The organism is Pelomonas cellulosilytica (assembly GCF_021353265.1).
GTDB classification, from domain to species: domain Bacteria; phylum Pseudomonadota; class Gammaproteobacteria; order Burkholderiales; family Burkholderiaceae_C; genus Pelomonas; species Pelomonas cellulosilytica.
This window is the reverse complement of sequence record NZ_JAJTWU010000003.1, coordinates 157,293-181,221: the sequence shown is the minus strand read 5'-3', so window position 1 is coordinate 181,221 and position 23,929 is coordinate 157,293. Positions and strand designations below refer to the sequence as shown.

Annotated in this window: 17 protein-coding genes and 2 tRNA genes; 15 read left to right on the top strand and 4 right to left on the bottom strand. The window is 68.5% G+C overall.

Annotation, left to right across the window (positions count from 1 at the left end; all coding sequences use genetic code 11):
- Positions 1-51: 51 nt before the first annotated feature.
- From LXT13_RS08290 to LXT13_RS08280, 3 genes are read left to right on the top strand one after another with little or no spacing between them, the layout of a single operon-like run.
- Positions 52-1,143: a sensor histidine kinase gene (locus tag LXT13_RS08290; RefSeq protein WP_233371371.1), complete on the top strand. Its 1,092-nt coding sequence runs from the start codon at positions 52-54 to the stop codon at positions 1,141-1,143.
- On the top strand, positions 1,140-1,961 hold the full coding sequence (locus LXT13_RS08285; protein WP_233371370.1) for a LytR/AlgR family response regulator transcription factor: 822 nt from the start codon (positions 1,140-1,142) through the stop codon (positions 1,959-1,961). The genes LXT13_RS08290 and LXT13_RS08285 overlap by 4 nt, the downstream gene beginning before the upstream one ends.
- Positions 1,962-1,971: 10 nt before the next feature.
- Positions 1,972-3,300, top strand: coding sequence for a hypothetical protein (locus LXT13_RS08280; protein ID WP_233371369.1), 1,329 nt, complete (start codon positions 1,972-1,974; stop codon positions 3,298-3,300).
- 14 nt (positions 3,301-3,314) lie between these two features.
- On the opposite strand, the gene LXT13_RS08275 is transcribed toward LXT13_RS08280, so the two are convergent.
- The 3 genes from LXT13_RS08275 to ppc form a co-directional block, all read right to left on the bottom strand.
- Positions 3,315-4,112, bottom strand: a complete 798-nt coding sequence (locus LXT13_RS08275) for an alpha/beta fold hydrolase (protein WP_233371368.1) — start codon at positions 4,110-4,112, stop codon at positions 3,315-3,317.
- A gap of 118 nt (positions 4,113-4,230) precedes the next feature.
- Complete coding sequence (locus LXT13_RS08270; protein ID WP_233371367.1) at positions 4,231-5,556, bottom strand: GGDEF domain-containing protein; 1,326 nt, start codon at positions 5,554-5,556, stop codon at positions 4,231-4,233.
- Between the two features lie 77 nt (positions 5,557-5,633).
- Positions 5,634-8,420 (bottom strand): phosphoenolpyruvate carboxylase, encoded by a 2,787-nt coding sequence (ppc, locus tag LXT13_RS08265; protein WP_233371366.1) that lies wholly within the window; start codon positions 8,418-8,420, stop codon positions 5,634-5,636.
- A gap of 624 nt (positions 8,421-9,044) precedes the next feature.
- Between ppc and LXT13_RS08260 the strand changes: the two genes are divergently transcribed.
- From LXT13_RS08260 to LXT13_RS08205, 12 genes are all read left to right on the top strand, one after another.
- On the top strand, positions 9,045-12,023 hold the full coding sequence (locus LXT13_RS08260) for a TonB-dependent receptor (protein ID WP_233371365.1): 2,979 nt from the start codon (positions 9,045-9,047) through the stop codon (positions 12,021-12,023).
- Positions 12,024-12,172: 149 nt separating this feature from the next.
- On the top strand, positions 12,173-13,756 hold the full coding sequence (locus LXT13_RS08255) for a tryptophan halogenase family protein (RefSeq protein ID WP_233371364.1): 1,584 nt from the start codon (positions 12,173-12,175) through the stop codon (positions 13,754-13,756).
- 10 nt (positions 13,757-13,766) lie between these two features.
- Complete coding sequence (locus LXT13_RS08250; protein WP_233371363.1) at positions 13,767-14,465, top strand: SapC family protein; 699 nt, start codon at positions 13,767-13,769, stop codon at positions 14,463-14,465.
- 5 nt (positions 14,466-14,470) lie between these two features.
- Complete coding sequence (locus LXT13_RS08245; RefSeq protein WP_233371362.1) at positions 14,471-15,454, top strand: cupin-like domain-containing protein; 984 nt, start codon at positions 14,471-14,473, stop codon at positions 15,452-15,454.
- A gap of 11 nt (positions 15,455-15,465) precedes the next feature.
- A complete protein-coding gene (locus LXT13_RS08240) occupies positions 15,466-17,712 on the top strand; it encodes a DUF6445 family protein (protein WP_233371360.1) in 2,247 nt (748 codons plus the stop codon).
- Between the two features lie 82 nt (positions 17,713-17,794).
- Positions 17,795-18,727, top strand: coding sequence for a hydroxymethylbilane synthase (gene hemC / locus LXT13_RS08235; protein ID WP_233371359.1), 933 nt, complete (start codon positions 17,795-17,797; stop codon positions 18,725-18,727).
- On the top strand, positions 18,724-19,467 hold the full coding sequence (locus LXT13_RS08230; RefSeq protein WP_233371356.1) for a uroporphyrinogen-III synthase: 744 nt from the start codon (positions 18,724-18,726) through the stop codon (positions 19,465-19,467). Before hemC ends, LXT13_RS08230 begins: the two co-directional genes overlap by 4 nt.
- A gap of 85 nt (positions 19,468-19,552) precedes the next feature.
- On the top strand, positions 19,553-20,617 hold the full coding sequence (locus LXT13_RS08225; RefSeq protein ID WP_233371355.1) for a uroporphyrinogen-III C-methyltransferase: 1,065 nt from the start codon (positions 19,553-19,555) through the stop codon (positions 20,615-20,617).
- A 13-nt stretch (positions 20,618-20,630) separates the two neighbouring features.
- Positions 20,631-21,878: a heme biosynthesis HemY N-terminal domain-containing protein gene (locus LXT13_RS08220; RefSeq protein WP_233371354.1), complete on the top strand. Its 1,248-nt coding sequence runs from the start codon at positions 20,631-20,633 to the stop codon at positions 21,876-21,878.
- Between the two features lie 82 nt (positions 21,879-21,960).
- Positions 21,961-22,037, top strand: a tRNA-Arg gene (locus LXT13_RS08215).
- A 68-nt stretch (positions 22,038-22,105) separates the two neighbouring features.
- Positions 22,106-22,182, top strand: a tRNA-Arg gene (locus LXT13_RS08210).
- A gap of 121 nt (positions 22,183-22,303) precedes the next feature.
- Complete coding sequence (locus LXT13_RS08205) at positions 22,304-23,104, top strand: response regulator (protein WP_233371353.1); 801 nt, start codon at positions 22,304-22,306, stop codon at positions 23,102-23,104.
- Positions 23,105-23,145: 41 nt separating this feature from the next.
- On the opposite strand, the gene puhE is transcribed toward LXT13_RS08205, so the two are convergent.
- Entirely contained in the window at positions 23,146-23,913 is a 768-nt protein-coding gene (gene puhE / locus LXT13_RS08200) for a putative photosynthetic complex assembly protein PuhE (RefSeq protein WP_233371352.1), read from the bottom strand.
- Positions 23,914-23,929: the final 16 nt, after the last annotated feature.

The window sequence follows — 23,929 nt, the reverse complement described above, 5'->3', positions numbered from 1 at the left end:
CGTCTGCCTCGCGGCAACGGCCAGCGCCATCGTCTGAACGAGCCTCACGCCATGCCCCAGTCCGTCTCCCAGCATCCCGGCGAGTGGTCGGCCACGTCGCCCGCCGCCGCGAGCGCGCGAGAGGCCGCTCCGTCGGAGCTGCCGGGGGTGTCGCCGGGCCCGCTGGAGCCGACCAGCGCCTTCGATGTCTGCCACGTGGGCCTGGTGCTGCGCACCGTGCTGGGCGTGCAGGGCTTGCTAGCGCTGGGCACGGCGCTGGTGGCCCGGGATGCCATGCAATGGGGCCTGCTTATGGCCAATGGCACGGTGGTGACGATGTGCTCGGCGCTGTCATGGCTGCTGGCGGTGTGCGCCGGCAAGCGGCTGTGGCCGCGCTTGCCCGAGCCGGCCCAGTGGGCCGCGTTGATGGGCCTGGGTGCGGTCGCGGCGCTGCTGGGCTTCGCGTTGCTCAACCTGACGAGTGACGAGCCCGCCGCCTGGTGGCGACGCGCCAGCGTGGCGGCCAGCGGCGCCAGCGGCGCGGCCGTGCTGCTGGCCTGGCTCAAGCACCGCGCGCGCATCCGCCAGCCGGCCGACGCGCTGGCCCAGCTCGTCGAACTGCAGTCGCGCATCCGCCCGCACTTCCTGTTCAACACACTCAACAGTGCCATCGCGCTGGTGCAGATCGACCCGGCCCGCGCCGAGGGTGTGCTGGAGGACCTGGCCGAGCTGTTCCGCGTCGCACTGGCCGACTCCAGCGCGTCGGTGACGCTGGCCGAGGAGGTGGAGCTGGCGAAGCGCTATCTCGCCATCGAGGAGATCCGCTTCGGGCCGCGGTTGCGGGTCACCTGGCAGCTCGACCCGGCGGCCGGCCGGGCGCGGCTGCCGCCGCTGCTGTTGCAGCCGCTGGTGGAGAACGCCGTGCGTCATGGCGTGGAACCCAACGACGACGGCGGCGATCTCAGCGTGACGACGCAGCGCCGCGGAGCCGAGGTGGAGATCCGCATCAGCAACAGCGTCGGTGCGCCGGCTTGCACACCGGGTCACGGGCTGGCGCTGCGCAATGTTCGCCAGCGCCTGCACCTGATGCACGACGTGGCGGCACGCTTCGACATCGACGCCACGGACACCCGATTCAACCTGCGCATCATCCTGCCGCTATGACCGCTCTCCGCGTCTTCATCGTTGACGACGAACCCCTGGCCCGGCTGCGCCTGCGCGGGCTGGTCGATGCCATCCACGAGCCGAGGTGCGAGGTGGTTGCCGAGGCGGCGACCGGGTCGCAGGCCGCCGCCTGGCTGCGCGAGCATGGCTGTGACCTCGTGCTGCTGGATGTGCAGATGCCTGGCGCCGACGGCCTGCAGCTCGCCGAGAGCCTCGCCGGCCGCGCTGCCGCGGGCCACGGCGTGCCGCTAATCGTCTTCGTGACGGCGCACGCGATGCATGCCTTGCGCGCCTTCGAGCTGGACGCCGTCGACTACCTGACCAAGCCGGTCCGTCGCGAGCGGCTGCAAGCGGCGCTGGCCCGCGTGGCCCAGCGGCTCACGCATCGCGCCGCGGCCACTGCGCTGCTGCCCCCCGACGCGCCGGTGGCGCCGGATGCCGACTTCATCACGCTGACCGACCGCGGGCGGCTCCGGCGCGTGCCGGTGTCGGAGGTGCTGTACTTCCGCGCTGAGCTGAAATACGTGACGCTGCGAACGGCCAGCGAGAGCCATGTCATGGACGGGGCGCTGTCCGAGCTTGAGCAGCGGCTGGGCGAGCGCTTCCTGCGCATCCACCGCAATGCCCTCGTGGCCCGTTGGGCCGTGCGTGAGCTGGAGCGGCATGCGCCGACGATCTTCGGCGATGCCGATGCGACCGACATCGCGGAGGCTGGGGATGGCTGGGCCGTGCGCATCGTGCATGTGGACGAATGGCTGGCCGTGTCGCGGCGGCAGGTGGCGGCCGTGCGGGAGGCGCTCGCTGGCCAGAACCGCTGAGGGTCGGGGCGTGCAGCGCCGCTGGCTCTTCGTGCTGCCGCTGCTCGTGCTGGTGGCGGCTGTGGGCTTCGGCGTCGGGCGGCTGAATCGGCCGGCTGCGCCGGCGGTACCGCTGGCTGGTGTGGCGGCATCGGCGGCGTCAGCGGCATCGGCTTCAGCGGCGCTGGTCGCGGTGCGTTCCGCACCGGACGCACCGCAGCCGGCCGCCTCGGCCGACGCGGAAGAAGCCCGGGCGCGCGAAGCGCTGAAGCAGCGCATGAAAGCCGACTGGTGCGGCTTCGGCCTGGCCGAGCAGCAGCGTCAAAGGGATGCGGTGATGGCGGGCTTCGAGGCCCGCACCGGGGGCATCGGCATCGAGGCCATCGAAGCGGCGAACGAGACGGTTGGTGCGCAGGTGCAGAGGGAAGCCGAGGACGGCGCACGGCGCCGCTGGGTGGCGGCGCTGCGGCGGCGCGGCGACCCGCGCTCGCTTGCCGTGGCGGACTATCTGGGCGGCATGGACGACGCGGACGCCACGGGGGCCAGTGCCCGTCTGCAGGCGCTGGCGCGCTCCAGCAGCGATCCGATGGTGACGGTGCTAGCGCTGCTGCGGCCCTGCCCGCCTGGGCAGTGCACCAACATCCAGGTGTCGCAATGGTCGCGGCTGGAGCCCGCCAATCTGCAGGCCTGGCTGATGCTGTTGCGCGAGTCGAAGGGCCCGGAGCGCCGCTCGCTGGTGCCCTACGCGCTGGAGCGCATGGCCGCCGAAGGCCGGTTCAGCCGCATGTACGAACGCGAGTTCACGCAGCTGCTGCTGGAGCTGCCGCAAACCGAGACGCCGGGGCTGGCGCATGACGCCGAAGTGACGCTGTTGATCGGGGTCGCGTCCGTCTGGCCCATCGCAGGCTATGCGCCGCTGACCCAAGCCTGTGCGGACGGGTTGACCGATGCAGCGACGAGGCGGCGGTGCGAGGCCGTGGCCGAGCTGCTGTGGCTGGGTGACACCGTCATCGAGCACGGCCTGGCGCTGAGCCTCGCACGCCGCCTGTCCGCCGCGGACACCGCAGTCCTGGCTCGGTGGCAGGCGCGGGCCCGCGTCTACGAGGCGACCCTGGGCTGGACACAGGCTGCCTTCCTGCGTGAGGCGGAGCGCCTCGAGCGTGTATCACCCTGTGCCGCGAGCATGGCGTGGCGCGCGCTGGTGCGTGACCGGGCCAGGCTGGGCGAGTGGGGCGCCGCACGGGCCGAGATGGCCGCGCAGCGGGCGGACGACCAGGCTTTATCGTCCGCCTGGCGGGCTCAGGGTGGCCGTCCGGTGCTGGACGCTGCGGCACCGGAGGCCTCCGCTGTGACGCGCTGAAAGTACGAGAACGCTCAGGCCACCGGCGCCGGCTGGGCTTGCTGCAGGTGGGCCAGGATGAGGCGGTTGATGCGCTCCGGTTCCGTCATCGGTGCCAGGTGCGCCGCGCCGTCCACCCAGTGCAGACGGCCGTTGGGCAGCCGGGCGGCAAGGGCCTGGACCACGCGGCGCGCGCTGGCCCGCGTGGCCGTGCCGCACAGCAGCTGCACGGGCATGTTCAGCAGGGCCAGCAGGCTGTCGCTCCAGCGGGCGACGAACAGCGCATCGAAATGCCGGCGCACGGTGGGCATCGCGGCGGTGATGCGCTGGCGCTGCGGCTCGTCAAGCTGTGGCCAGACATCGTGGCCGTGCCAGTAGGCACAGAAGCCGCGCGCCGCACCTGCGGCGTCGCCGGCGTCCAGCACCGTGCCCAGTGCCTTGGCCACGTCGCAGATCTCTTCCCAGGCCGGCTCGCCCGGCCCGAGCGTCGGCAGCGTGCCGAAGGCTACGGGCTCGTACAGCGTCAGCGACAGCACACGGCGCGGCTGCTGCAGCGCGATCTGCATGGCCACGGCGCCGCCGTAGCTGTGGCCCACGAGGTGGAAGGGTTGCGTGTCGTTGAAGGGCAGGCCGGCCAGCACGCCGTTGGCCTCGACGCTGAGCCGGCTGGGCATCAGCTCCGGCCAGCCGGGGCGGCTGCCGTGGCCGAAGAAGTCCGGCATGTGCCACTGCCAGGCCGGGTCGCTTTCGGCTGCGAGGCGGCGCCATTGCCTGCTGCTGGCGGCGCTGGAGTGCAGGCAGACGACGGGCGTGGCGGGGCGTGCGTGGGGCATCGGGTCTCCAGGGGGCGAAGGGCACCGGCCGGCGGATTGCGCTTCGGGCGGTGCTTGGGGGGCGGCGCGAATGATGGCCGCACTGCATGCCTGGGGAGCCCGGCAATGCCGGGAAGATTCACCGGCTTGTTGGGGATGCCGCGACGCTCTCGGCGACGACGCTATTGCGTCCCTCCGCCTTGGCGCGGTAGAGCGCCCCATCGGCCGCCGCGAAGACCTGGTCCAACGGGCGCTCGCTGTCCAGCGCCGCGACGCCGAAGCTGGCCGTGATATGCAGGCCGCCGTGGAACTCGTGCCCCGCGATGAGGGCGCGCAGTTTCTCGGCGATCGCCGTCGCCTGCACAAGGCCGGTGTCGCGGCAGACGAGCAGGAATTCCTCGCCGCCCCAGCGGCCCAGTGCGTCCTGCCCGCGTACGTGCTGCCGCACGAGCTCGGCCAGGCCCGCGAGCACGTGGTCGCCCGCCTGATGGCCGTGGATGTCGTTGACGGCCTTGAAATGGTCTAGGTCGATGAGCACCAGGCCCAGTGGATGCCGATGGCCGTGCCAATCGGCGAGGGCTTGCTGCAGCAGGTCCTCCAGGCCCTTGCGATTGAATGCGCCTGTCAGCGCATCGGTGGTGGCCATCTGCACGAGCTGCTTACTGCGGGCGTCGAGCACTCGGTTGATCTCGTACAACTCCTGCGAACGCTGGCGCTGCTGGCTCACGTCGGCCTTCAGCCGGACCATGCGCTGCAGCAGGTACAGCAGCGCTAGCACGAGCCACATGCTCATGATGGCGAGGTACCAGCGCTCCGTGGACAGGTATTGCACGTCGTATTCAACTCGGTGCAGCACCAGCCGGTAGTCACCGATTGGCGCATCGGTGCCGGTGATGACTTCCAGCGAGATGATGTTGTCGAACTCCGGCCGGCTGAACTGGGGCGGCATGCGGAACTGCTGCATCCACCAGTTGGCGACGACGAAGTCACGCAGGTCCAGCTCGACCATGCCGTGGCGCAGCGAGTCGGTCGTGATCTCGACATGGTTGTACTTGGCCGACTCCTGCTCCTGCTGCGGCAGCCCGTAGTGCGGGCTGGCGTTGCGCAGGTGGATCTTGACCGTCTGCGCTGGGCCCTCGTAGTCCAGCCACAGTCGCAGGCGGCGCATGCCGCTGAGGTCGATGCCGTGCACGCGCTGGGGGTCGAAGCGGACGACGATGCCGCAGTAGGGATAGCCGAAACCCTCGCGCAGCCGGCACCTCAGGTCGTAGCCGCGGCCGGGCGCGCGCCGCGTCTCGGTGTTGCCGCTGTTGTGCACGCGATCCGACGTGGACTCGGTGACGAAGGCCCCCTCGGGCTCGATGACGCGCACCCGCTGCAGCAGGTCGTCGGAGAAGCGGATGGCGGCCGCGCTGAGCAACAGGAGCAACAGCAGGCTGTATTCGAAGCGCCACTTGAAGCCCATGCGACGACTCTAGCCTGAGGACCGGCCGCGGGGCACCGTGGGCAACCCGGTGCTACGGCCGGCGCTGCGCAGCCGGCTCAGCCGGTGTTGCGCAGGCCGGCGGCGATGCCGTTGATCGACAGGTGGATGCCGCGTTGCACACGTTCCATCGCAGGGTCGTCCTTGGCGATGTGGCGGTAGCGCCGCATCAGCTCGACCTGCAGGTGGTTGAGCGGGTCGATGTACGGGAAGCGGTGCTCGATGGAGCGCGCCAGCGACGGGTTGGCCGCCAGGCGCTTGTTGTCGCCGGTGATCAGGTTGAGGGCTGTCTGCGTGCGCTCGAACTCGGCCTTGATGGCCGCGAAGATGCGCTTGCCGAGCTTCTTGTCCTCGACGAGCTCGACATAGCGCTCGGCCAGCGCCAGGTCGCTCTTGGCCAGCACCATGTCCAGGTTGGACAGCAGCGCGCGGAAGAACGGCCAGCCCTTGAGCATGCGCTTGAGCAAGGCCAGGTTCTTGGCACGCTGTGTGGGCTCCTCGCCCAGGAAGGCCTCCACGCCCGAGCCGAAGCCGCACCAGCCGGGCAGGGCGATGCGGGCCTGGCCCCAGGAGAAACTCCACGGGATGGCGCGCAGATCCTCGATGGCGCGCGTGGCCTTTCGCGAGGCCGGGCGCGAGCCGATGTTGAGCTCGGCGATCTCGCGGATGGGCGTCGACGCGAAGAAGTAGTCGGCAAAGCCGGGCGTGCCGTAGACGAGCTGACGGTAGGCCGCGAAGCTGGCGTCGGACAGCGCCTGGGCGGCCTGGAGGAAGCTCTTGGGCGCGCTCTGCGTGGGATGCAGCAGCGTGGCCTCCAGTGTGGCCGCGACCAGCGTCTCCAGGTTGCGCCGGCCGATCTCGGGGTGGGCGTACTTGGACGCGATGACCTCGCCTTGTTCGGTGAGGCGGATCTGCCCGTTCACGGTGCCGGGCGGCTGCGCGAGGATGGCCTGGTAGCTCGGGCCGCCGCCGCGGCCGACTGTTCCGCCGCGGCCGTGGAACAGCCGCAGCGTCAGCGGGCCAGTCTGGCGCAGTTCGTCGAACAGTTCGACGAGGGCGATTTCCGCGCGGTAGAGCTCCCAGGACGACGTGAACATGCCGCCGTCCTTGTTGCTGTCCGAGTAGCCGAGCATGATGTCCTGCTCGGCGCCGCTGCGGTCCACCAGGCCGCGCACGCCCGGCAGCGCGTAGAACTCGCGCATGATGGTCGGCGCGACGCGCAGGTCGCCGATGGTCTCGAACAGCGGGACGATGATGAGGTCGCTGACTGCCTGTTCGTTCAGCACGCCGCGCAGCAGGCCCGTTTCCTTCAGCAGCAGGGCCACTTCCAGCAGGTCGGATACCGACTCGGTGTGCGAGATGATGTAGTGGCGCAGCGCCTCGCGGCCGAAGCGGGCCAGCGCCTCGCGGGCGGCCTCGAAGGTGGCGATCTCGCCTTGCGTCTTGTCGCTGTAGGCGGCGCCGATGACGCGCAGCGGCCGGGCGTCGTTCAGCAGCTTCAGCAGAAGCTCGCGCTTGGCGGCTTCGTCCAGCGCCGAGTAGTCGGCCTCGATGCGCGCCGCAGCGAGCAGCTCCGCGAGGACGAGTTCATGCTGGTCGCTGCTCTGGCGCAGGTCCAGCGTGGCAAGGTGGAAGCCAAAGACCTGGATGGCACGGATCAGCGGGCTCAGCCGCGGCGCGATCAGCGCCTCGGCGTGATGGCTCTTCAGCGAGGCCTCGATGACGCGAAGGTCGGCCAGCAGTTCGTCGGGCGAGAAGTAGGGGTTCTGCGGCGCGACGGCATGGCGCAGCGCCTCTGTGCCGGTCAGCTGCTGCAGCGTGGCCGCCAGGCGCGCGTACATACCGGTCAGCGCGCGGCGGTAGGGCTCGTCGAGCCGGTGCACGTTCTGATCGGGGCTGCGCTCGGCGAGCGCCTGCATGTCCGGCGTCACGCCGGTCAGGCGCAGCGAGATGGACAGCTCCGCGCCGAGCTCATGCAGCTCAGTCAGGTAGTGCCGCAGCGCCACTTCGCTCTGGCGCTGCATCGCGCGGCGCAGTGTGGCGGCGCCCACGTTGGGGTTGCCATCGCGGTCGCCCCCAATCCAGTGCCCCATGCGCAGGAAGCTCGGCAGGTTCTGGCCGGGCAGATGCTCTTCCAGCTCGGCGTAGAGCTTGGGAATCTGGCGCAGGAAGGTCGCGTGATAGTAGGACAGCGCGTTCTCGATCTCGTCGGCCACCGTCAGCTTGGAGTAGCGCAGCATGCGCGTCTGCCACAGCTGTGTGATGCGCGCGCGCAGCAGCGCCTCGACCTCTCGCAGCTCGCGCTCGGTGCCGGCGCGGTCGCGCGCTTCCAGCAGGCCGGCGACGGAGCGCTCGGCGTCCAGGATGCTCTTGCGCTGCACCTCGGTCGGGTGCGCCGTCAACACGGGCGAGATGAAGCCGCGCTGCAGGACTTCGCCGATCTCGGCGGGGCGCACGCCGGCCTCATGCAGGTGTTCGAGGCAGTACGCCAGCGATCCCGGCTGCAGGCTGCCAGCGCGCTCATGCACGTCGCGGCGCCGCACATGGTGGCGGTCCTCGGCGATGTTGGCCAGGTGCGAGAAATAGCTGAACGCGCGGATGACGCTGACAGCCTGGTCACCGGACAGGCTCTTGAGCAGCTTGTCGAAGCGCTTGCCGGCTTCCTTGTCATGCTTGTGGCGGTAGGCCACCGAGAGCTGCCGGATGCGTTCCACCAGTTCGAATGCCTCGCGACCCTCCTGCTCGCGAATCACGTCGCCGAGGATGCGACCGAGGAGCCGAATGTCGGCGACCAGCGGTTCGTTCTTGTCGCCATCAAGGCGGGCAGGGGCGGCTCGTGGGGGCATGGCGGGTCGTCCGGATGTGTTTTGCTGCAGGGGAGGTAACCAAGTTACCTAAATGTCACTCTAGCAGTTTCTTTCACGGTGCGGACACGGGGCGTCCCTGCGGTTGCAGCTTGCCGACATCGCCACTTTCGAAGGCGTCCATCGTTGCGTTTCCACCAATTGCCGGCCTTGGGCCGGGTAGACCCTTGATTGCAAGCGCAACGCGATTCAACTATCGTTGACAGCGTTGTCTATTGAGCGCTGAGATACTGCATCAAGCGTGAGCGAGAAATATTGGGATCGCTATCATTTCTTCGCGGGCGCCGTGCTGGCGCGCCGGGAGGAGCGAGTCAGCATTCCAGCATGGAGACGTTCGCAGGGTGTTGCGTAATTCGCTAAACACACCGGATATCCCCTGGTAAACCCTAGGCAAATGGGGCGGGCGGATCAATAAAGTACTTTGGGCGCTCGACGTGGCAGCTTTACCGTTAGCCCATTGATAACGCTAACAATTGTTAATCGGGACCGTTCTAAGTCGTCGTTAGTCGGCTTGTCCATGAGCCAACCCAGCAAGGAGACAAATTGAGACATCACCAGATTCCCAAAACCCGCCGGCAACCCGCGCAAGCGCTCAAGCTTCGCCCGGTGGCAGTCGCTTCGACGCTCGCATTGCTCGCTGGCGCCAGCGTGGTTCAGGCGCAGGAAGGGGCCGCGCCGACACAGCAACTCGAAGCCGTCGTTATCACGGGTATTCGCAAGTCACTTGACAGCGCTGTCAATCTGAAGCGCGAGGCTCGCGGCCTTGTGGACGGCATCGTCGCCGAGGACATCGGCAAGTTTCCGGACACGAACCTGGCCGAATCGATGCAGCGCATCGCCGGCGTTTCGATTGACCGCGCCGCCAACGGCGAAGGCTCCAAGGTCACCGTCCGCGGTGTGGGGCCCGACTTCAACCTGGTGCTGCTGAATGGCCGCCAGATGCCGACGGCGTTGATCGGCTTCGAAGGTGCCGGCGCAAACGGGTCGCGGGCGTTCGACTTCGCGAACTTGTCGTCCGACTCGATCTCCGCCCTGGAGGTCTACAAGACGGCTCGTGCCGAGTCGCCCACCGGCGGTATCGGTGCCACGATCAACGTGAAAACGGCCCGACCTTTGGACGTGCGCGAGCGCATTGCCAGCATCGGCGTCAAAGCGAATTACGACGCTTCCGTGGGCCGCCTGCCCAGTTCGCTGCAAGGTTCAAAGACGACGCCGGAAATCTCCGGCATTTACAGCGACACGTTTGGCGACCGCACTCTGGGCATCGCCATCAGCGGCAGCTATTCCAAGCGTGACTCGGGATTCAACAAGGCGTACACCCAGAACGGCTGGGGCACGAATGACCCAGCGGTGAAGGGCGTCACCCCGGCAGGCAACATCGTCAACCAGCCGACGGGCCTGTACGCGACTTCCCGTGACCTGCGATATTCGCTGACGGGCATGGAGCGCGAGCGTCTGAACGGCCAAGCCGTGATTCAGTTCGCGCCGACGAAAGACCTGAAGTTCACCGTCGACCACACGCTGGCGATCTACTCCTCCAAGTCCAAGAATGCTGAGATGTCGAGTTGGTTCAACAACTCGTTCTCCGGCAATCTGAACGGCAGTCCCGCCACCGAGTTCACCAAGGGGGCAGTCGCGGCCCCGGTCACGCAGACGGCCATCTGGGAAGACGGCAAGCATGACCTGGCACTCAACACGGGTGAGTATGCTCAAAAGTCCAAGCTCAACTCCACCGGCTTCAACGCCGAATGGAAGCTGAGCAACGCGTTGAGCTTCGACCTCGACGCTCATCACTCCACAGCCAAGACCACACCGGACAGCCCGTACGGTACGTACTCGACGATGGACCTGGCGATGTTCAATCAGGGCAACGCGACGGCCTACTACGACAAGAAGTTTCCGATCCTTGCCCTTCCCGGTCAAAAGTTCGACGACACCCAGTTGAACGTGACGGGTACCCAGTTCCGGAACAACCTCAGCGATCAGACGGTCGATCAGGCACAGGCGCGCGGTACCTATCGCCTCGACGACGACAACAAACTGTCGGCTGGCCTGGGCTTCACGAAGACCAAGAACCGTTCGGCGAGCTACAACAACCAGAACAACGACTGGGGTGGTGTCGCGCCTTCGCTGGGTCAGTTCGCCGGTATTACCACCGGCACCTACAGCCTGGGCGGCTTCTTCAGCCGGATTCCGGGCCACGACGACCCCCGCCTGTTCCCGAATTTCTACATGGCGGATTTCGCCAGCCTGCGTGATCGCGCCGTCAAGATCAAGCAGGCCAACACGCCCGGCATGACGAAGGAACAGGCCGAGGCCTACTTCGCCGCGGCGCCTGACTACACGAAGGGCGATGACTGGCGTGCGACCGAGAAGTCCACGTCGGCCTACGGCCAATGGGATCATGCCTTCGACACGGCCATCCCCATGAACGTGTCGATCGGCCTGCGCTACGAGAGCACCAAGGTGGACTCTTCGTCTCAGGTGGTTGATCGTTCGGGCACGACGGTGTGGGGTTCGCAGAACGAGATCAACCTGCCTTCAGGCAGCACGACGTTCGGCACCAAGTCCGGCAAGTACAACTACTGGCTCCCGAGCATCGATTGGGATGCTGACTTGGCCAACAACGTCAAGGTGCGGGCCAGCTACGGCGAGAACATCGGTCGCCCGGGCTGGAATCAGATGCAGGGCGGCTTGAGCCTTGGTGGCACCGCGAACCCGAATGGCGGTGGCACGGGCTCCACGGGTGATCCGGCTCTCAAGCCTTTGAAGTCGAAGAACTTCGACCTGTCGGCAGAGTACTACTACGCCAAGTCGAGCTATGTGGCCGCGGGTGCCTTCTACAAAAAGGTCAGCAACTTCGTCACCTTGTCGACTGTGGACACCACGGTGCCGGGCATTCTCAACCCAGCCAGCGGCGACTACTACAACGCCGCTCTGGCAGCCTGCACGGCAACCGGCACGCAGCCGCTGTGCATCCGTAACTACATCTTCAATAACTACCACGGCCAGCCAGGTGTCAACCCCACCAGCGCACTGAACATTCCAGAAGTGCTGGGCACCATCACAAGCGCCGTCCCCAATGCGACGCTGATTCCGTTCAAGGTCACGACCTTCAAGAACGGCCCTGGCGACACCATCAAGGGCCTGGAGCTGAACTTCCAGCATATGTTCGGCAGCAGCGGTTTCGGCGTTTCGGGCAACTACACCAAGGTGAAGACGGGCCTGAAGTTTGACAACACGCGCACCGACCAACAGGCGGCGCTGCTGGGCGTCAGCGACTCGGCCAACGTGGTGGGCTTCTACGAGAACGATGTGTGGTCTGTCCGTGCAGCCTACAACTGGCGTGGCGAGTTCCTCGCGGCTACCAGCGATGGCAACGGCAACAACCCGGTCTACACCGAGCCGTACGGCCAGGTGGATGCGTCCATCGGCTACAAGCTTGGCAAGAACCTGACGTTCCAGCTTGACCTGCTGAACCTCAACGATGGTTACATCCGTCAGCACGGACGTACCAACGAAATGCTGGTGTCGGCTGTTCAGACCGGCCGCCGTTACCTGATCGGCGCCCGCTATCGCTTCTGAGCGATGACGACTGCTCCCGGTGACGCCTGTGCGGCGTTCGCCGGGTGCTTCATTGGCCGGAGCAGGCATCCACGCCCGCTCCGGCCAAACCGTTTTTCAGAGTTCCTCCTGACTGCGCGGCCTGGGCGGTGCGGTCATACTCCTCCGACATGAACTCCGAGATGAACTCCGGGCCGATGGCGGCCCCCGTGCGACGGATCGTGGTCCTGGGCGGGGGCTCGGCAGGATGGCTGACCGCGGCCACGCTGGCCGCGGAATGGGGCGGCGACGGCCTTGGCGCGCTGCAGATCACGTTGATCGAATCGCCCGACGTGCCGTCCATCGGCGTCGGCGAGGGGACCTGGCCCACGATGCGCGCAACGCTGCACCGCATCGGCCTGGCCGAGGTCGATCTCATCCGCGAATGCGATGCCGCCTTCAAGCAGGGCTCCCGCTTCGATGGCTGGCAGCGGGGTGGCGAAAGCGATCGTTACTACCATCCGTTCACGCTGCCTCACGGCTACGGCGATGCCGAACTCGCCGCGGCATGGCTGCAGGGCGATCAGGCTCGCTCCTTCGCCGACAGCGTCTGCGCGCAGCCACAGGTGTGTGACGCCCGCCTCGCGCCCAAGCAGACCACCACACCCGGTTTCGGTGGCGTCATGAACTACGGCTACCACTTCGACGCGGTCAAGCTCGGCCATCTGCTGCAGCGGCATGCGACGACTAAGCTCGGCGTGCGCCACATCGTTGGCCATTTCACCGAAGTGCGCTCGCGCGAGAACGGCGACATCGCGGCGCTCGCGACCCGCGAGCATGGCGACATCGAAGGCGACCTGTTCATCGACTGCACCGGGCTGGCCAGCCTGCTGCTGGGCCAGCACTACGGCATCGGCTGGCGCTCCCAGAAAGACGTGCTCTTCAACGACAGCGCGCTGGCCGTGCAGGTGCCGCACGCGAGTGAGCAGGCGCCGCTGGCCTCCGCCACCATCTCGACGGCCCATGCAGAAGGCTGGACGTGGGACATCGGCCTGCCCACCCGCCGCGGCATCGGCTTGGTCTACTCCAGTAGCCATGTCGACGACGCCGCGGCCGAGCGTGCGCTGATGGGCTATCTGCAACGCAGCGACTTGAAGCTGGGTGACATGGCGCCGCGTCGAATCCGCTTCAGCCCCGGCTACCGCGAGCAGTTCTGGCATCGCAACTGTGTCGCGGTCGGTCTGGCGGCCGGCTTTATCGAGCCGCTGGAAGCCTCGGCGCTGGCGCTGATCGAGCTGTCGTCGGCGCTCATCCGCGACGAGATGCCGGCGAACCGCGCCGACATGGACCTCGTCGCCAAGCGCTTCAACGAGTCTTTCGCCTACCGCTGGTCCCGCATCATCGAATTCCTGAAGCTGCACTACGTGCTGAGCGAGCGGGACGATGCCGACTACTGGCGCGACCACCGTACTGCCGACTCGCAGCCCGAGTCGCTGCGCGAGCTGCTGCAGCTCTGGGCCCACCGTGCGCCGTCGCGCAACGATTTCTACCGCAACGAAGAGGTCTTTCCCGCTGCCAGCTACCAGTACGTGCTGTACGGCATGAAGTTCAAGCCCGCCGTCCGGGCGCTGCGGGCCGATCGCCTGGCCGCGGCCGAGGCGGGCCTGAAGGACGTGACGACGCTCACCAAGCGGCTGCTGGGCGCATTGCCTCGCCACCGCGATCTCATCAACCACATCCGCGCCAACGGCATGCCGGCCGCCGCATCATCCTGACCCGACACCCATGCTGCAACTGCTCAACAACGTCCAGCACAAAGACCTCCGCATCATCACCCAGCGCGGCGCGCAATGGGGTGACGACGTCATGTCCGCACCCGCCACGGTCAACGAGTTCCGCCGGCTGCAGGCGCATTACCCGATCGTCTTCCAGCCGGACGAGAAGGGCGGTTTCGTGCCTGCGGCACTGTTCGGGCTGCAGGACGGGGAGAACCTGTTCCTGACCGACAGTGGCTGGGATGCCGACTACCTGCCGCTGTCGATCCAGCGCCTGCCGTTCTCGATCGGCATCGCCGACGACGAACTGCGCATGATGGTCAACATGGACAGCCCGCGCATCAGCCATGGCGCCGAAGGCGAGGCGGTGTTCCTGCCCCATGGCGGGACCACCGAGTTCCTCGAAAACGCCAACGCGATGCTGCGCTCGCTGCACGAGGGGCTGGAGGCCACGACCGACTTCGTACAGACGCTGATGGCGCACGAGCTGCTGGAGTCCTTCGTGCTGGACGTCGAGCGGCCGGACGGCAGCCGGGGCCAGCTGGTCGGCTACTACATGATCCACGAGGAGCGGCTGGCCGCCCTCGATGCGAGCGCCGTGGCGCTGTTGCACCAGGCGGACTATCTGATGCCGATCTACATGGCGATGGCGTCCATGTCGAACTTCACGAAGCTCATCAAGCGCCATCTCGCCAACGAGGCCGTCTGAACGCCATGTCTGAGTCTGTCGGCATGCAAGCCGGCGCCTTGCCGGCCGGGGTGTTGCAGTCCACGCAGCCTGTGCTGCTGCGCGGCCTGGTGCGGCACTGGCCGCTGGTGCAGGCGGCCGAGCGCTCGGACGAGGACTTCTGCGACTATTTGCGCGGCTTCGGCACGGAGACCCGTCTGGCGCTGTGGCGCGGGGCGCCGGAGATCGGCGGGCGCTTCTTCTACAACGAGGACTTCAGCGGCTTCAACTTCCAGCGGGAGGTCCACACCTTCGGTGCGCTGCTGGACGAACTGCTGGCCGTCCCCCGCGACACCTTCTATCTCGGCTCCACCGAGATCGACAGCGCCTTCCCGGGCCTCGGCCGCGAGAACGCGCTGCCCGAGTTGACGGGCTTTGCGCCGCTGGTGAGCTTCTGGCTCGGCAACCGCATGCAGGTGGCCACGCATTTCGACCTGCCGGACAACATCGCCTGCGTCGTCGCCGGCAGGCGGCGCTTCACGCTGTTCCCGCCGGATCAGGTGGCCAACCTGTACATCGGGCCGCTGGACCTGACGCCGGCGGGCCAGCCGATCAGCCTCGTGGATCATGTGCGGCCCGACTTCGCGCGCTTCCCGCGCTACGCGCAGGCGCTGGAGCACGCGCAGGTATTCGACCTGCTGCCCGGCGACGCGCTGTTCATCCCCAGCCAGTGGTGGCACGCCGTCGAGGCGCTGGAGCCGATCAACGCGCTGGTCAACTTCTGGTGGCGGCAGTCGCCGCCTTTCATGGACACGCCGCTGAACACGCTGATGATGGCCCTGCTGTCGCTGCGTGACCTGCCGCCGGCCCAGCGCGATGCCTGGCGGGCCTTGTTCGACCACTACATCTTCGACGCCGACGAGCAGACGGCCGCGCACATCCCGGCGCCGGCGCGCAGCATCCTCGCACCGATGGATGACAACCTGGCCCGGCAGTTGCGCTCCATGCTGCTGAAGCGGCTCAACCGATAGATCTTCGCCCCATGAACGTGAACGCTGCATCGAAACCCGTCCGGCGCGTCGTCATTGCCGGTGGTGGCACGGCCGGCTGGATGGTGGCGGCCGGCCTGTCCAAGTGCCTGGGCAAGCAGGTCGACATCCGTCTCGTCGAGTCGGAGGAGATCGGCACCGTCGGCGTCGGCGAGGCGACGATCCCGACGCTGCACTTCATGCACGAGATCCTGGACCTGGAGGAGAAGGAATTCATACAGGCCACGCAGGCGACGTTCAAGCTCGGAATCAGCTTCGAGAACTGGCGCAATGTCGGCGAGGACTACTTTCACTCCTTCGGCCGCACGGGCAAGGGCCACTGGACTGCCGGCTTCCACCACTTTTGGCTGGAGGGCCGCAAGCGCGGCCTGGCCAGCGACTACGGCGACTACTGCCTGGAGCTGCGCGCCGCGCTCGACAACCGCTTCGCGCTGCTGCCCGACAACGGCATCAACTACGCCTACCACTTCGACGCGACGCTTTACGGCCAGTACCTGCGCCGCTACTCGGAGGCGCTCGGCGTCAGGCGCCTGGAAGGCAAGATCCTCCAGGTCCACACCGACCCGGCCAGCGGCGACATCACCGGCCTGGCGCTGGACGGCGGCGAGCTCGTCGAGGGCGACTTCTTCATCGACTGCAGCGGCATGCGTTCGCTGCTGCTGGGGCAGACACTGGGCGTGGGCTACGAAAGCTGGTCGCACTGGCTGCCCTGCGACAGTGCCGTCGCCGTGCAGACCCAGTCGGTCGGCGAGCCCGTGCCCTACACCCGCTCCATCGCGCACCCCTGGGGCTGGCAATGGCGCATCCCGCTGCAGCACCGCGTCGGCAACGGCCTCGTCTACAGCAGCCGTCACATCAGCGACGACGACGCCAAGGCGGCCCTGCTGGCCAACGTGAAGGGCGAGGTGCTGCGCCAGCCGCGCGTCATCAAGTTCACGCCCGGCCAGCGTGACGTGGTCTGGAAGAAGAACTGCGTCGCCATCGGCCTGTCCAGCGGCTTCCTGGAGCCGCTGGAGTCCACCAGCATCCACCTCATCCAGAAGGGCCTGACCCGCCTCGTCGAGCTGTTCCCGACGGATGGCGTGCGCCAGAGCGACATCGACGAGTACAACGCCCAGGCGCGTGAGCAGATCGAGGTGGTCCGCGACTTCATCATCCTGCACTACCACGTCACCAATCGCACGGACTCGCCGATGTGGCGCGCCTGCCGCGAGATGGAGCTGCCGCCGCTGTTGAAGCACCGCGTCCAGCACTTCCGCGACACCGGCCGCATCATGCTGCGCCAGGGCGAGCTGTTCGCCGAGAACTCCTGGGTGCAGGTCATGATGGGGCAGGGCATCACGCCGGCCAGCCACCACCCCATCACGCGCAACATGGACGACCGCAACCTCGCCGACTTCCTCGGCGATGTGCGCAAGGACGTGGCCCGCACGCTGATGAAGCTGCCCAAGCACCAGCAGTTCATCAACCAGTTCTGCCCGGCGCCGCCGCCCGACGCGATGGCCAAGGCTGCCCCTACCGCGTCGCCGGCGCTGCTCGTCAACCCCGCGGCGCGCATCGAGCAACTGACGCTGGACGATGGCTCGCCGGTCTTCGTCATCGACGACTTTGCCCGCGACCCGGACGCGCTGGTGGCGCTCGCCCAGGCAGCGAGCGGCCAGTTTCAGCCCATCCCCGGTCATCCCTATCCCGGCCCGCAGCTCGACCTGCCGCAGCCGCTGTCGGATGCGCTGGGCGGCTTCTTCGAGCAGCAGCTGCGCCAGCCACTGGGCGCCGGCCCGTCGCTGGGCATGTACGCCCGTTTCGGCCGCGTCACGCAGGACGCTGCGACGCTCGACGCCCGCCAGCGCATCTGCCACCGTGACGACTCCGGCCTTCAGCACGACGAGATGATGGCCGCCGCCGTGCTCTACCTCTTCCGCGAGGAGCAGCTGGGCGGCACGGTGTTTTTCCGCTCGCTGATGTCGGATGCCGACACCGCGCAGTTCATGCGCGACTCCAGCACGCTCGACGCCAGCGCCTTCGGTGACAAGTACGGCATCCCGCCGGGTTACATGACGGCGAGCAACCGCTACTTCGAGGTCATCGGCCGCCTGCCGGCACGCTGGAACCGGGCTGTCTTCTACAACGGCGGCATCTTCCATTCCGGCGACATCCGCTGGGCCGCGCAGAAGGCCGCCTACCACACGGGCCTGGGGCGGCTGATGGTCAACGCCTTCTTCAAGAGCCGCCGGGCCTGAGGGGCGGGCGTTGTGCCTCTGTGCGTGGCCGACGAACGTGCATTGGTGAACCCGGCATCGCGGCCTCGATAATCCGGGCCCTATGACCGCTTCCACCCCCCTCATCATCGCCACGCGCGAGAGCCGGCTGGCACTGTGGCAGGCCGAGCATGTGCAGGCCCGCCTCGCCGACGAACTGGGCCTGACGGCCTCGTTGCTGGGCATGACGACCCGCGGCGACCAGATCCTCGACCGCACGCTGTCCAAGATCGGCGGCAAGGGCCTGTTCGTCAAGGAGCTCGAAGCGGCGCTGGCCGAAGGTCGTGCGCAGATCGCCGTGCACTCGCTGAAGGACGTGCCGATGGAGCTGCCCGACGGCTTCATGCTCGCCGCCGTGCTGGAGCGCGAGGACCCGCGCGATGCCTTCGTCGCCAACGACTATGCGTCGCTGGAGGAACTGCCCGAGGGCGCGGTCGTCGGCAGTTCCAGCCTGCGTCGCGTGACGCAGCTGCTGAGCCTGCGGCCCGACCTGCGCGTGGAGCCCCTGCGCGGCAACCTCGACACGCGGCTGCGCAAGCTTGACGAGGGCGGCTACCACGCCATCGTCCTTGCAGCGGCCGGCCTCAAGCGCCTGGGCCTGGGCCACCGCGTGCGCAGCCTGTTCGACATCGGCCAGATGCTGCCTTGCGCCGGGCAGGGCGCGCTGGGCATCGAGATTCGAGCCGACGACGAGGCGCTGGCCCAGTCACTCGACCGCCTGGTGCACCGCCCGACGCTGCTGGCCTGCGAGGCCGAGCGGGCCGTCTCGCGCGCGCTGGGCGGCAGCTGCAGCCTGCCGCTGGCGGCCCACGGCCGCTGGCAGGGCGGCACGCTGTGCCTGGACGCTGCGCTGGGCCATGCCGAGGCGCATGCGTCGCCGCTGCTGCGCGCCAGCGTCGCGGGCGACGTGACCGACGTGCAGGCAGCCCGTGCGCTGGGCCAGCAGGCCGCGGCCCGGCTGCGCGACCTCGGCGCGGGCTCCTACCTGCCCGGATGACCACGCTCATCGTCACGCGCCCGCGGCCGCAGTGCGCGGCCTGGCTGGCGCGCCTGGCGGCGCTGGGCGTGGACGCGAGGGCGCTGCCGCTGATCGACATCCTGCCGGCCCGTGACCCGGCGCCCGTCGTGGCCGCCTGGGCCGCGTTGCCGGCGGTGGACCTGGCCGTCTTCGTGAGCCCCAATGCCGTCGAGCACTTCTTTGCGCAGGCCGGTGCGCGTCCGTGGCCCGCGCAGACGCTCGCGGCCTGCGTGGGCCCGGGCAGCGCACAGGCGCTGGCGGATCACGGCGTGCCGCCATCGTGCATCGTCCAGCCCGCGGCCGACGCCGCCAGCCTGGACTCCGAGCACCTGTGGCTGCAATTGCAGCCGCGGCGCGACTGGGTCGGCGCCCGCGTGCTGCTGCTGCGCGGCGATGGCGGCCGCGAGTGGCTGGCCGAGCGGCTGGTCGAGGCCGGCGCGCAGGTCGACGCCGTGACCGTCTACCACCGCAGCGGCCCGCAGTTCGACGCCGCCGAGGCGCAGCTGCTCGACGAGGTACGCGCCGCGCCGCAGCGCTTTGCCTGGCTGTTCAGCAGCGCCGAGGCGGTGGGCCACCTGCACAGCGCGCGGCTGTCGGGCCAGCGGGCCATCACCACGCACGAACGCATTGCCGATGCCGCCCGCGCGGCCGGCTTCGACCCTGTCGTTTTGGCGCGACCCGACCCGGAAGCGGTGACGCGGGCGCTGAAACGCCTCTGACAGAATCTGGTGCACTGTGACCGAGCCCGTCCCTGTTGTTGTCCCCACGGCGGAGCCCGCGGCCCCGCTGCCCCCGTCCCCTTCTTTGCTGCCGGCCTGGCTGCCCTGGCTGCTCGCGCTGCTGGGCGCGGCGGTGCTGGTCTGCGTGGCGCTGGCCTGGCAGAGCCTGTCGCGCCAGCAGTCGCTCGAGCAGGAGCTGGTGCGCCGCCAGGAAGCCAGCGCCGCCCAGTCCACCGAGGCGCGTCTGGCGGCCAAGCAGTCGGCCGAGCTGGTCCGCGACACGGCGGCCAAGGTGTCGCTGCTGGAGGCGCGCCTGGCCGAGGTGGCGCTGCAGCGCGGCCAGCTGGAGGAGCTGATCCAGTCCATGTCCCGCTCGCGGGACGAGAACGTCGTCGGCGACATCGAGGCCGCGCTGCGCGTCGCGCTGCAGCAGACGCAGATCACCGGCAGCGCCGAGCCGCTGGTGGCCGCCTTGAAGCAGGCCGATGAGCGCTTGCTGCGCTACAAACAGCCGCGCATGGAAGGCGTGCGCCGCGCCGTCGCGCGAGACCTGGACCGTGTCAAGGCCGTTGCCGTCGTCGACGTGTCCACGCTGACGATCAAACTCGACGAGGTCGTCCGCATGGCGGACGAGCTGCCGCTGGTCTCCGGCGCCGACACGCCGGTGCGCGAGGAGCGCCGGGCCGACGCCGCTGCGCGGGAGCGTGATCGGGCCCTCAAGTTCCAGCGCGAGCAGGAAGCTGCCGCGGCAGACGGCAAGCTGTCGCTGTGGTGGTGGCAGGCCACGCAGCAACTGGCGACGTGGACGGGCGTGGCCTGGGGCGAGGCCAAGACGCTGCTGCGCGTCACGCGCATCGAGCATCCCGAGGCGGCGCTGGTCTCGCCCGATCAGAGCTTCTTCCTGCGCGAGAACCTCAAGCTGCGGCTTCTCAACGCCCGGCTGGCGCTGCTGAGCCGCCAGTTCGACACGGCACAGTCCGACCTGCGCGACTGCCAGGAGACGCTGAGCCGCTACTTCGACACGCGCTCGCGCAAGGTCGCCGGCGTTGCCGAGCTGCTGCGCCAGGTGGCTGGCCAGGCCCGCCAGGTCAGCGTACCGCGGCCGGACGACACGCTCGCCGCGCTGACCGCTGCCGCGGCCGGCCGCTGAGGAGGCGCCCACCATGCGCCTCGTCATCTGGCTGGTCCTGCTGTTCGCCGTCGCCGTGGTCGCGGCGCTCACGCTCGGCAGCAACGACGGCCTTGCCAGCTTCTACTGGGCCGGCTGGCGGCTCGATATCTCGCTCAACCTCTTCCTGCTGTTGCTGGTGGCAGGCTGCTTTGCGCTGGTCACAGCGATCCAGGCGATCGAGGCGCTGACGACGTTGCCGCGCCGTGCCCGCGAATGGCGCCTGGCGCAGCGCGAGCGCAGTGCGCAGCTAGCATTGCGTGAAGCGCTGGTCGAACTCTTCGGCGCCCGCTTCAGCCGTGCGCAGAAGGCCGCGCAGCGGGCGCTGGCCATCCAGTCGGCCACGCCCGAGTTGGCGGCGGACCAGGCCTTCATGGCGTTGGCCCACTTGCTGGCGGCCGCCAGCGCCCACCGGCTTCAAGATCGCCGCCATCGCGATGATCAACTACGCAGCGCGTTGGAGCTGGCGCGTCGCAGTGGCAGCGCCCGTGGCCATGAAGACGGCGCCCGCCTGCTGGCCGCCGAGTGGGCGCTCGATGACCGCGACGCGCCGCGGGCGCTGAGCCTGCTGGGCGAACTGCCGCCTGGCGTCTCGCGCCGCACCCAGGCGCTGCGGCTGCGGCTGCAGGCCTCACGCCTGGCCCAGCAGCCGCTGGATGCGCTGCGCACTGCGCGGCTGCTCGCCAAGCACCAGGCCTTCTCCAAGGTCGCCGCGCAAGGCCTGCTGCGCTCGCTCGCCTTCGAGGCGCTGGACGGCGCCCGCGACGTCGACCAGCTGCGCACCGTCTGGCAACAACTGGACCCCGCCGACCGGCGCGATCCGCTCGTCGCCGCCCGTGCCGCCCAATGCGCCGGCCTGCTGGGCGCGCCGGACGACGGCCGCGGCTGGCTGCGCCCCTTCTTCGATGACCTGGGAGACCTCACGGCGGACGACCGCGCCGCGCTCGCCCAGGCCCTCGTGCCGGTGCTGGCCGGTTGCGGGCCGGACTGGCTGCAGCGACTGGAGTCCGCGCAGTCGCGCTATCCGCGCGAGCGGGCTCTGGCTTATGCGCTGGGCCATGCGCTGGCCGAGCGCCAGCTGTGGGGCAAGGCGCGGCTCATGTTGGAGGCCGTGGCCGAAGATGCCGGCATGCCCGCTGCCGCCCGCCGCCGGAGCTGGTTGGCCCTGGCGGCGCTGGCAGAGCAGCAGGGCGACGAGGCCCGCCGCGCGCGCTGCTTCGAAGCCGCGGCCCGCTTGCCCTAAGCCATCCACGTACGCGCGCGCCATCGTCAACTGCCGGACTCTTGCTGACGACCCGAAGAATTGGTTATACTGTGAGGCTTCAGCGGCTGTAGCTCAGTTGGATAGAGTACTTGGCTACGAACCAAGGGGTCGTGGGTTCGAATCCTGCCAGCCGCACCAGAACAACAAGAAAATCAATGGGTTAGCACTAAAAGGTGCCAGCCTGTTCTTATCAGTATCAAACTCAAGCGGCTGTAGCTCAGTTGGATAGAGTACTTGGCTACGAACCAAGGGGTCGTGGGTTCGAATCCTGCCAGCCGCACCAAAAATAAGAAGATTTCAACGGGTTAGCACCGCAAGGCGCTAACCCGTTTTTCCTTGGGCCGCGGGATTCTTCCGCCGTCTCCCGGATCGACGCTTCGGCGTCGCTGCGCCAGCATCGTGGCATGTGGCGTCGGCGGCCTGCGCGGTCGGAGCTGAACGCGTCGGGATGCCGCCTTCGCGGCGGTGCGCGTGGCGACTCGTCCGACGTTCAACAACCTAGCGAGGCCAGCTTTCGCGCGCGGCCGGCGGTCCGGCTGCCGGCGAGGGAAGCGCGGTCCGTCTCCCAGGCCGCGGTGGTGTTGACCTGGCAGCGGCTGCTGGCGCCGCCTGCCCACGCCTTCGCCGGCATGGCGACGGTGGTTGCTACCGGTCACCCAGGGCTGCTCGCTTGCCTTCACGCCTCCGGCATCGCCGAAAGCCTGCACGTGCCAGCTCGAGGCGAGGTTCGAGCGCAGTTCGGCCTTGGCCTGCCGGCCGAGGCACCGCAGCCACTGGGGCGCGGCCTTGTCGCGCTGATCATCGACCCCGATGCCGGCTGTATCGAGCCTCTGGCGGAGTTGCTGTATGCCGCCGAGTTCGAGGTCCAGTCGGCGGTGGACGCGCAGCAGGCGACTGTGCTGCTGTCCGAGCTGCAGCCCGCGCTGATGATCTGCGGTGACGTGGCTCCTCTGCCGGCGCGCTCGTTGCTGATCGCCGCGCGATCGCTCCCGCAGCCTGCGGCGACGGTGCTCTACACCGACCGCCCTCAGCCCGCCGCACCGCGCGGTGAGCCGGATTTCGGCGCCCGGTGTCTCAAGCCGATGGCGGGGCCTGCCTGGTGGGCGCTGCTCGGTGAGCTGCTGTCGCCGCGCCAGATGTCCTCCGGCGCCCCGGCAACATCCGCCTCGTCGATCGCAGCAGGTCGATCAGCACTGAGCGCGTGACCGGTGTGCCGTGCAGCGGTCGGCTCCGACCGCGGGGCCTGTCAGGCGTGCGGCGCGCGTGAGCGCAGGCCCCAGTTCCACAGCCGCTCGCTGGGCAGCGGCAGCACCATGAACCAGTGCTCCAGCAGTGCCAGGCTCAGCAGCATCGCGACGAAGCTGCAGGCTGTCACCTCGAAGGCGCTGACGCTCATCGCCACGGCGCCGTGCCAGGCCGCGGCGGCCAGCACCGTGACGGCAATGACGCTGACCGGGAACAGCGCGTTGCTGGGGCGCTGGCGGAAGTAGCTGTGCAGGTAGCGGATGTGCTCTGGAAGGAACTGCTCGTTGAGGTTGCGCACACCGAGGAACACATTGAGCTTGGCCGACAGTCTCATCAGCCACAGCACGCCGAAGGTCCAGGTGGCGACCTGGTTGGGACGCCCCCAGGTCAGCGCCAGCACGGCTGCGCCCAGCACCATCAGTGCCAACTCGTGATACAGGATGGCCATGACGGCATGCCCCGCCCGGCGCCAGCCGCGGGCCTGCGGCGGGCAGGCGCGCCGGCGCGGGCCGGTCACGTAGCCCAGCAGGAAGCCCACCTCCTGCCAGGCCCAGATCATCAGCCCGGCGGTGAACGCCAGGTAGGCGCCGGTGACGCGCGTGTCGGACGCCGTCACCGCCACGCCCAGCAGCGAGACGCCCAGCAGCACGGTGGCCGACAGCATCGTCCACTTGTGCGTCTCGCGCGGCAGGCCGTTGAGGTAGAGAATGACGCCCGTGCTGAACCACCACAGCAGCAGCGTGTACAGCGCGGGCCAGCCGTGTTGCATGGTGGTTCTCGGTGGA

Excerpts from the sequence above, each read along its gene's own strand:
- LXT13_RS08290 (WP_233371371.1), top strand. The coding sequence starts at position 52 with ATGCCCCAGTCCGTCTCCCAGCATCCCGGCGAGTGGTCGGCCACGTCG.
- LXT13_RS08285 (WP_233371370.1), top strand. The coding sequence starts at position 1,140 with ATGACCGCTCTCCGCGTCTTCATCGTTGACGACGAACCCCTGGCCCGG.
- LXT13_RS08275 (WP_233371368.1), bottom strand. The coding sequence starts at position 4,112 with ATGCCCCACGCACGCCCCGCCACGCCCGTCGTCTGCCTGCACTCCAGC.
- LXT13_RS08270 (WP_233371367.1), bottom strand. The coding sequence starts at position 5,556 with ATGGGCTTCAAGTGGCGCTTCGAATACAGCCTGCTGTTGCTCCTGTTG.
- ppc (WP_233371366.1), bottom strand. The coding sequence starts at position 8,420 with ATGCCCCCACGAGCCGCCCCTGCCCGCCTTGATGGCGACAAGAACGAA.
- LXT13_RS08255 (WP_233371364.1), top strand. The coding sequence starts at position 12,173 with ATGAACTCCGAGATGAACTCCGGGCCGATGGCGGCCCCCGTGCGACGG.
- LXT13_RS08250 (WP_233371363.1), top strand. The coding sequence starts at position 13,767 with ATGCTGCAACTGCTCAACAACGTCCAGCACAAAGACCTCCGCATCATC.
- LXT13_RS08245 (WP_233371362.1), top strand. The coding sequence starts at position 14,471 with ATGTCTGAGTCTGTCGGCATGCAAGCCGGCGCCTTGCCGGCCGGGGTG.
- LXT13_RS08240 (WP_233371360.1), top strand. The coding sequence starts at position 15,466 with ATGAACGTGAACGCTGCATCGAAACCCGTCCGGCGCGTCGTCATTGCC.
- hemC (WP_233371359.1), top strand. The coding sequence starts at position 17,795 with ATGACCGCTTCCACCCCCCTCATCATCGCCACGCGCGAGAGCCGGCTG.
- LXT13_RS08230 (WP_233371356.1), top strand. The coding sequence starts at position 18,724 with ATGACCACGCTCATCGTCACGCGCCCGCGGCCGCAGTGCGCGGCCTGG.
- LXT13_RS08220 (WP_233371354.1), top strand. The coding sequence starts at position 20,631 with ATGCGCCTCGTCATCTGGCTGGTCCTGCTGTTCGCCGTCGCCGTGGTC.
- LXT13_RS08205 (WP_233371353.1), top strand. The coding sequence starts at position 22,304 with ATGTGGCGTCGGCGGCCTGCGCGGTCGGAGCTGAACGCGTCGGGATGC.
- puhE (WP_233371352.1), bottom strand. The coding sequence starts at position 23,913 with ATGCAACACGGCTGGCCCGCGCTGTACACGCTGCTGCTGTGGTGGTTC.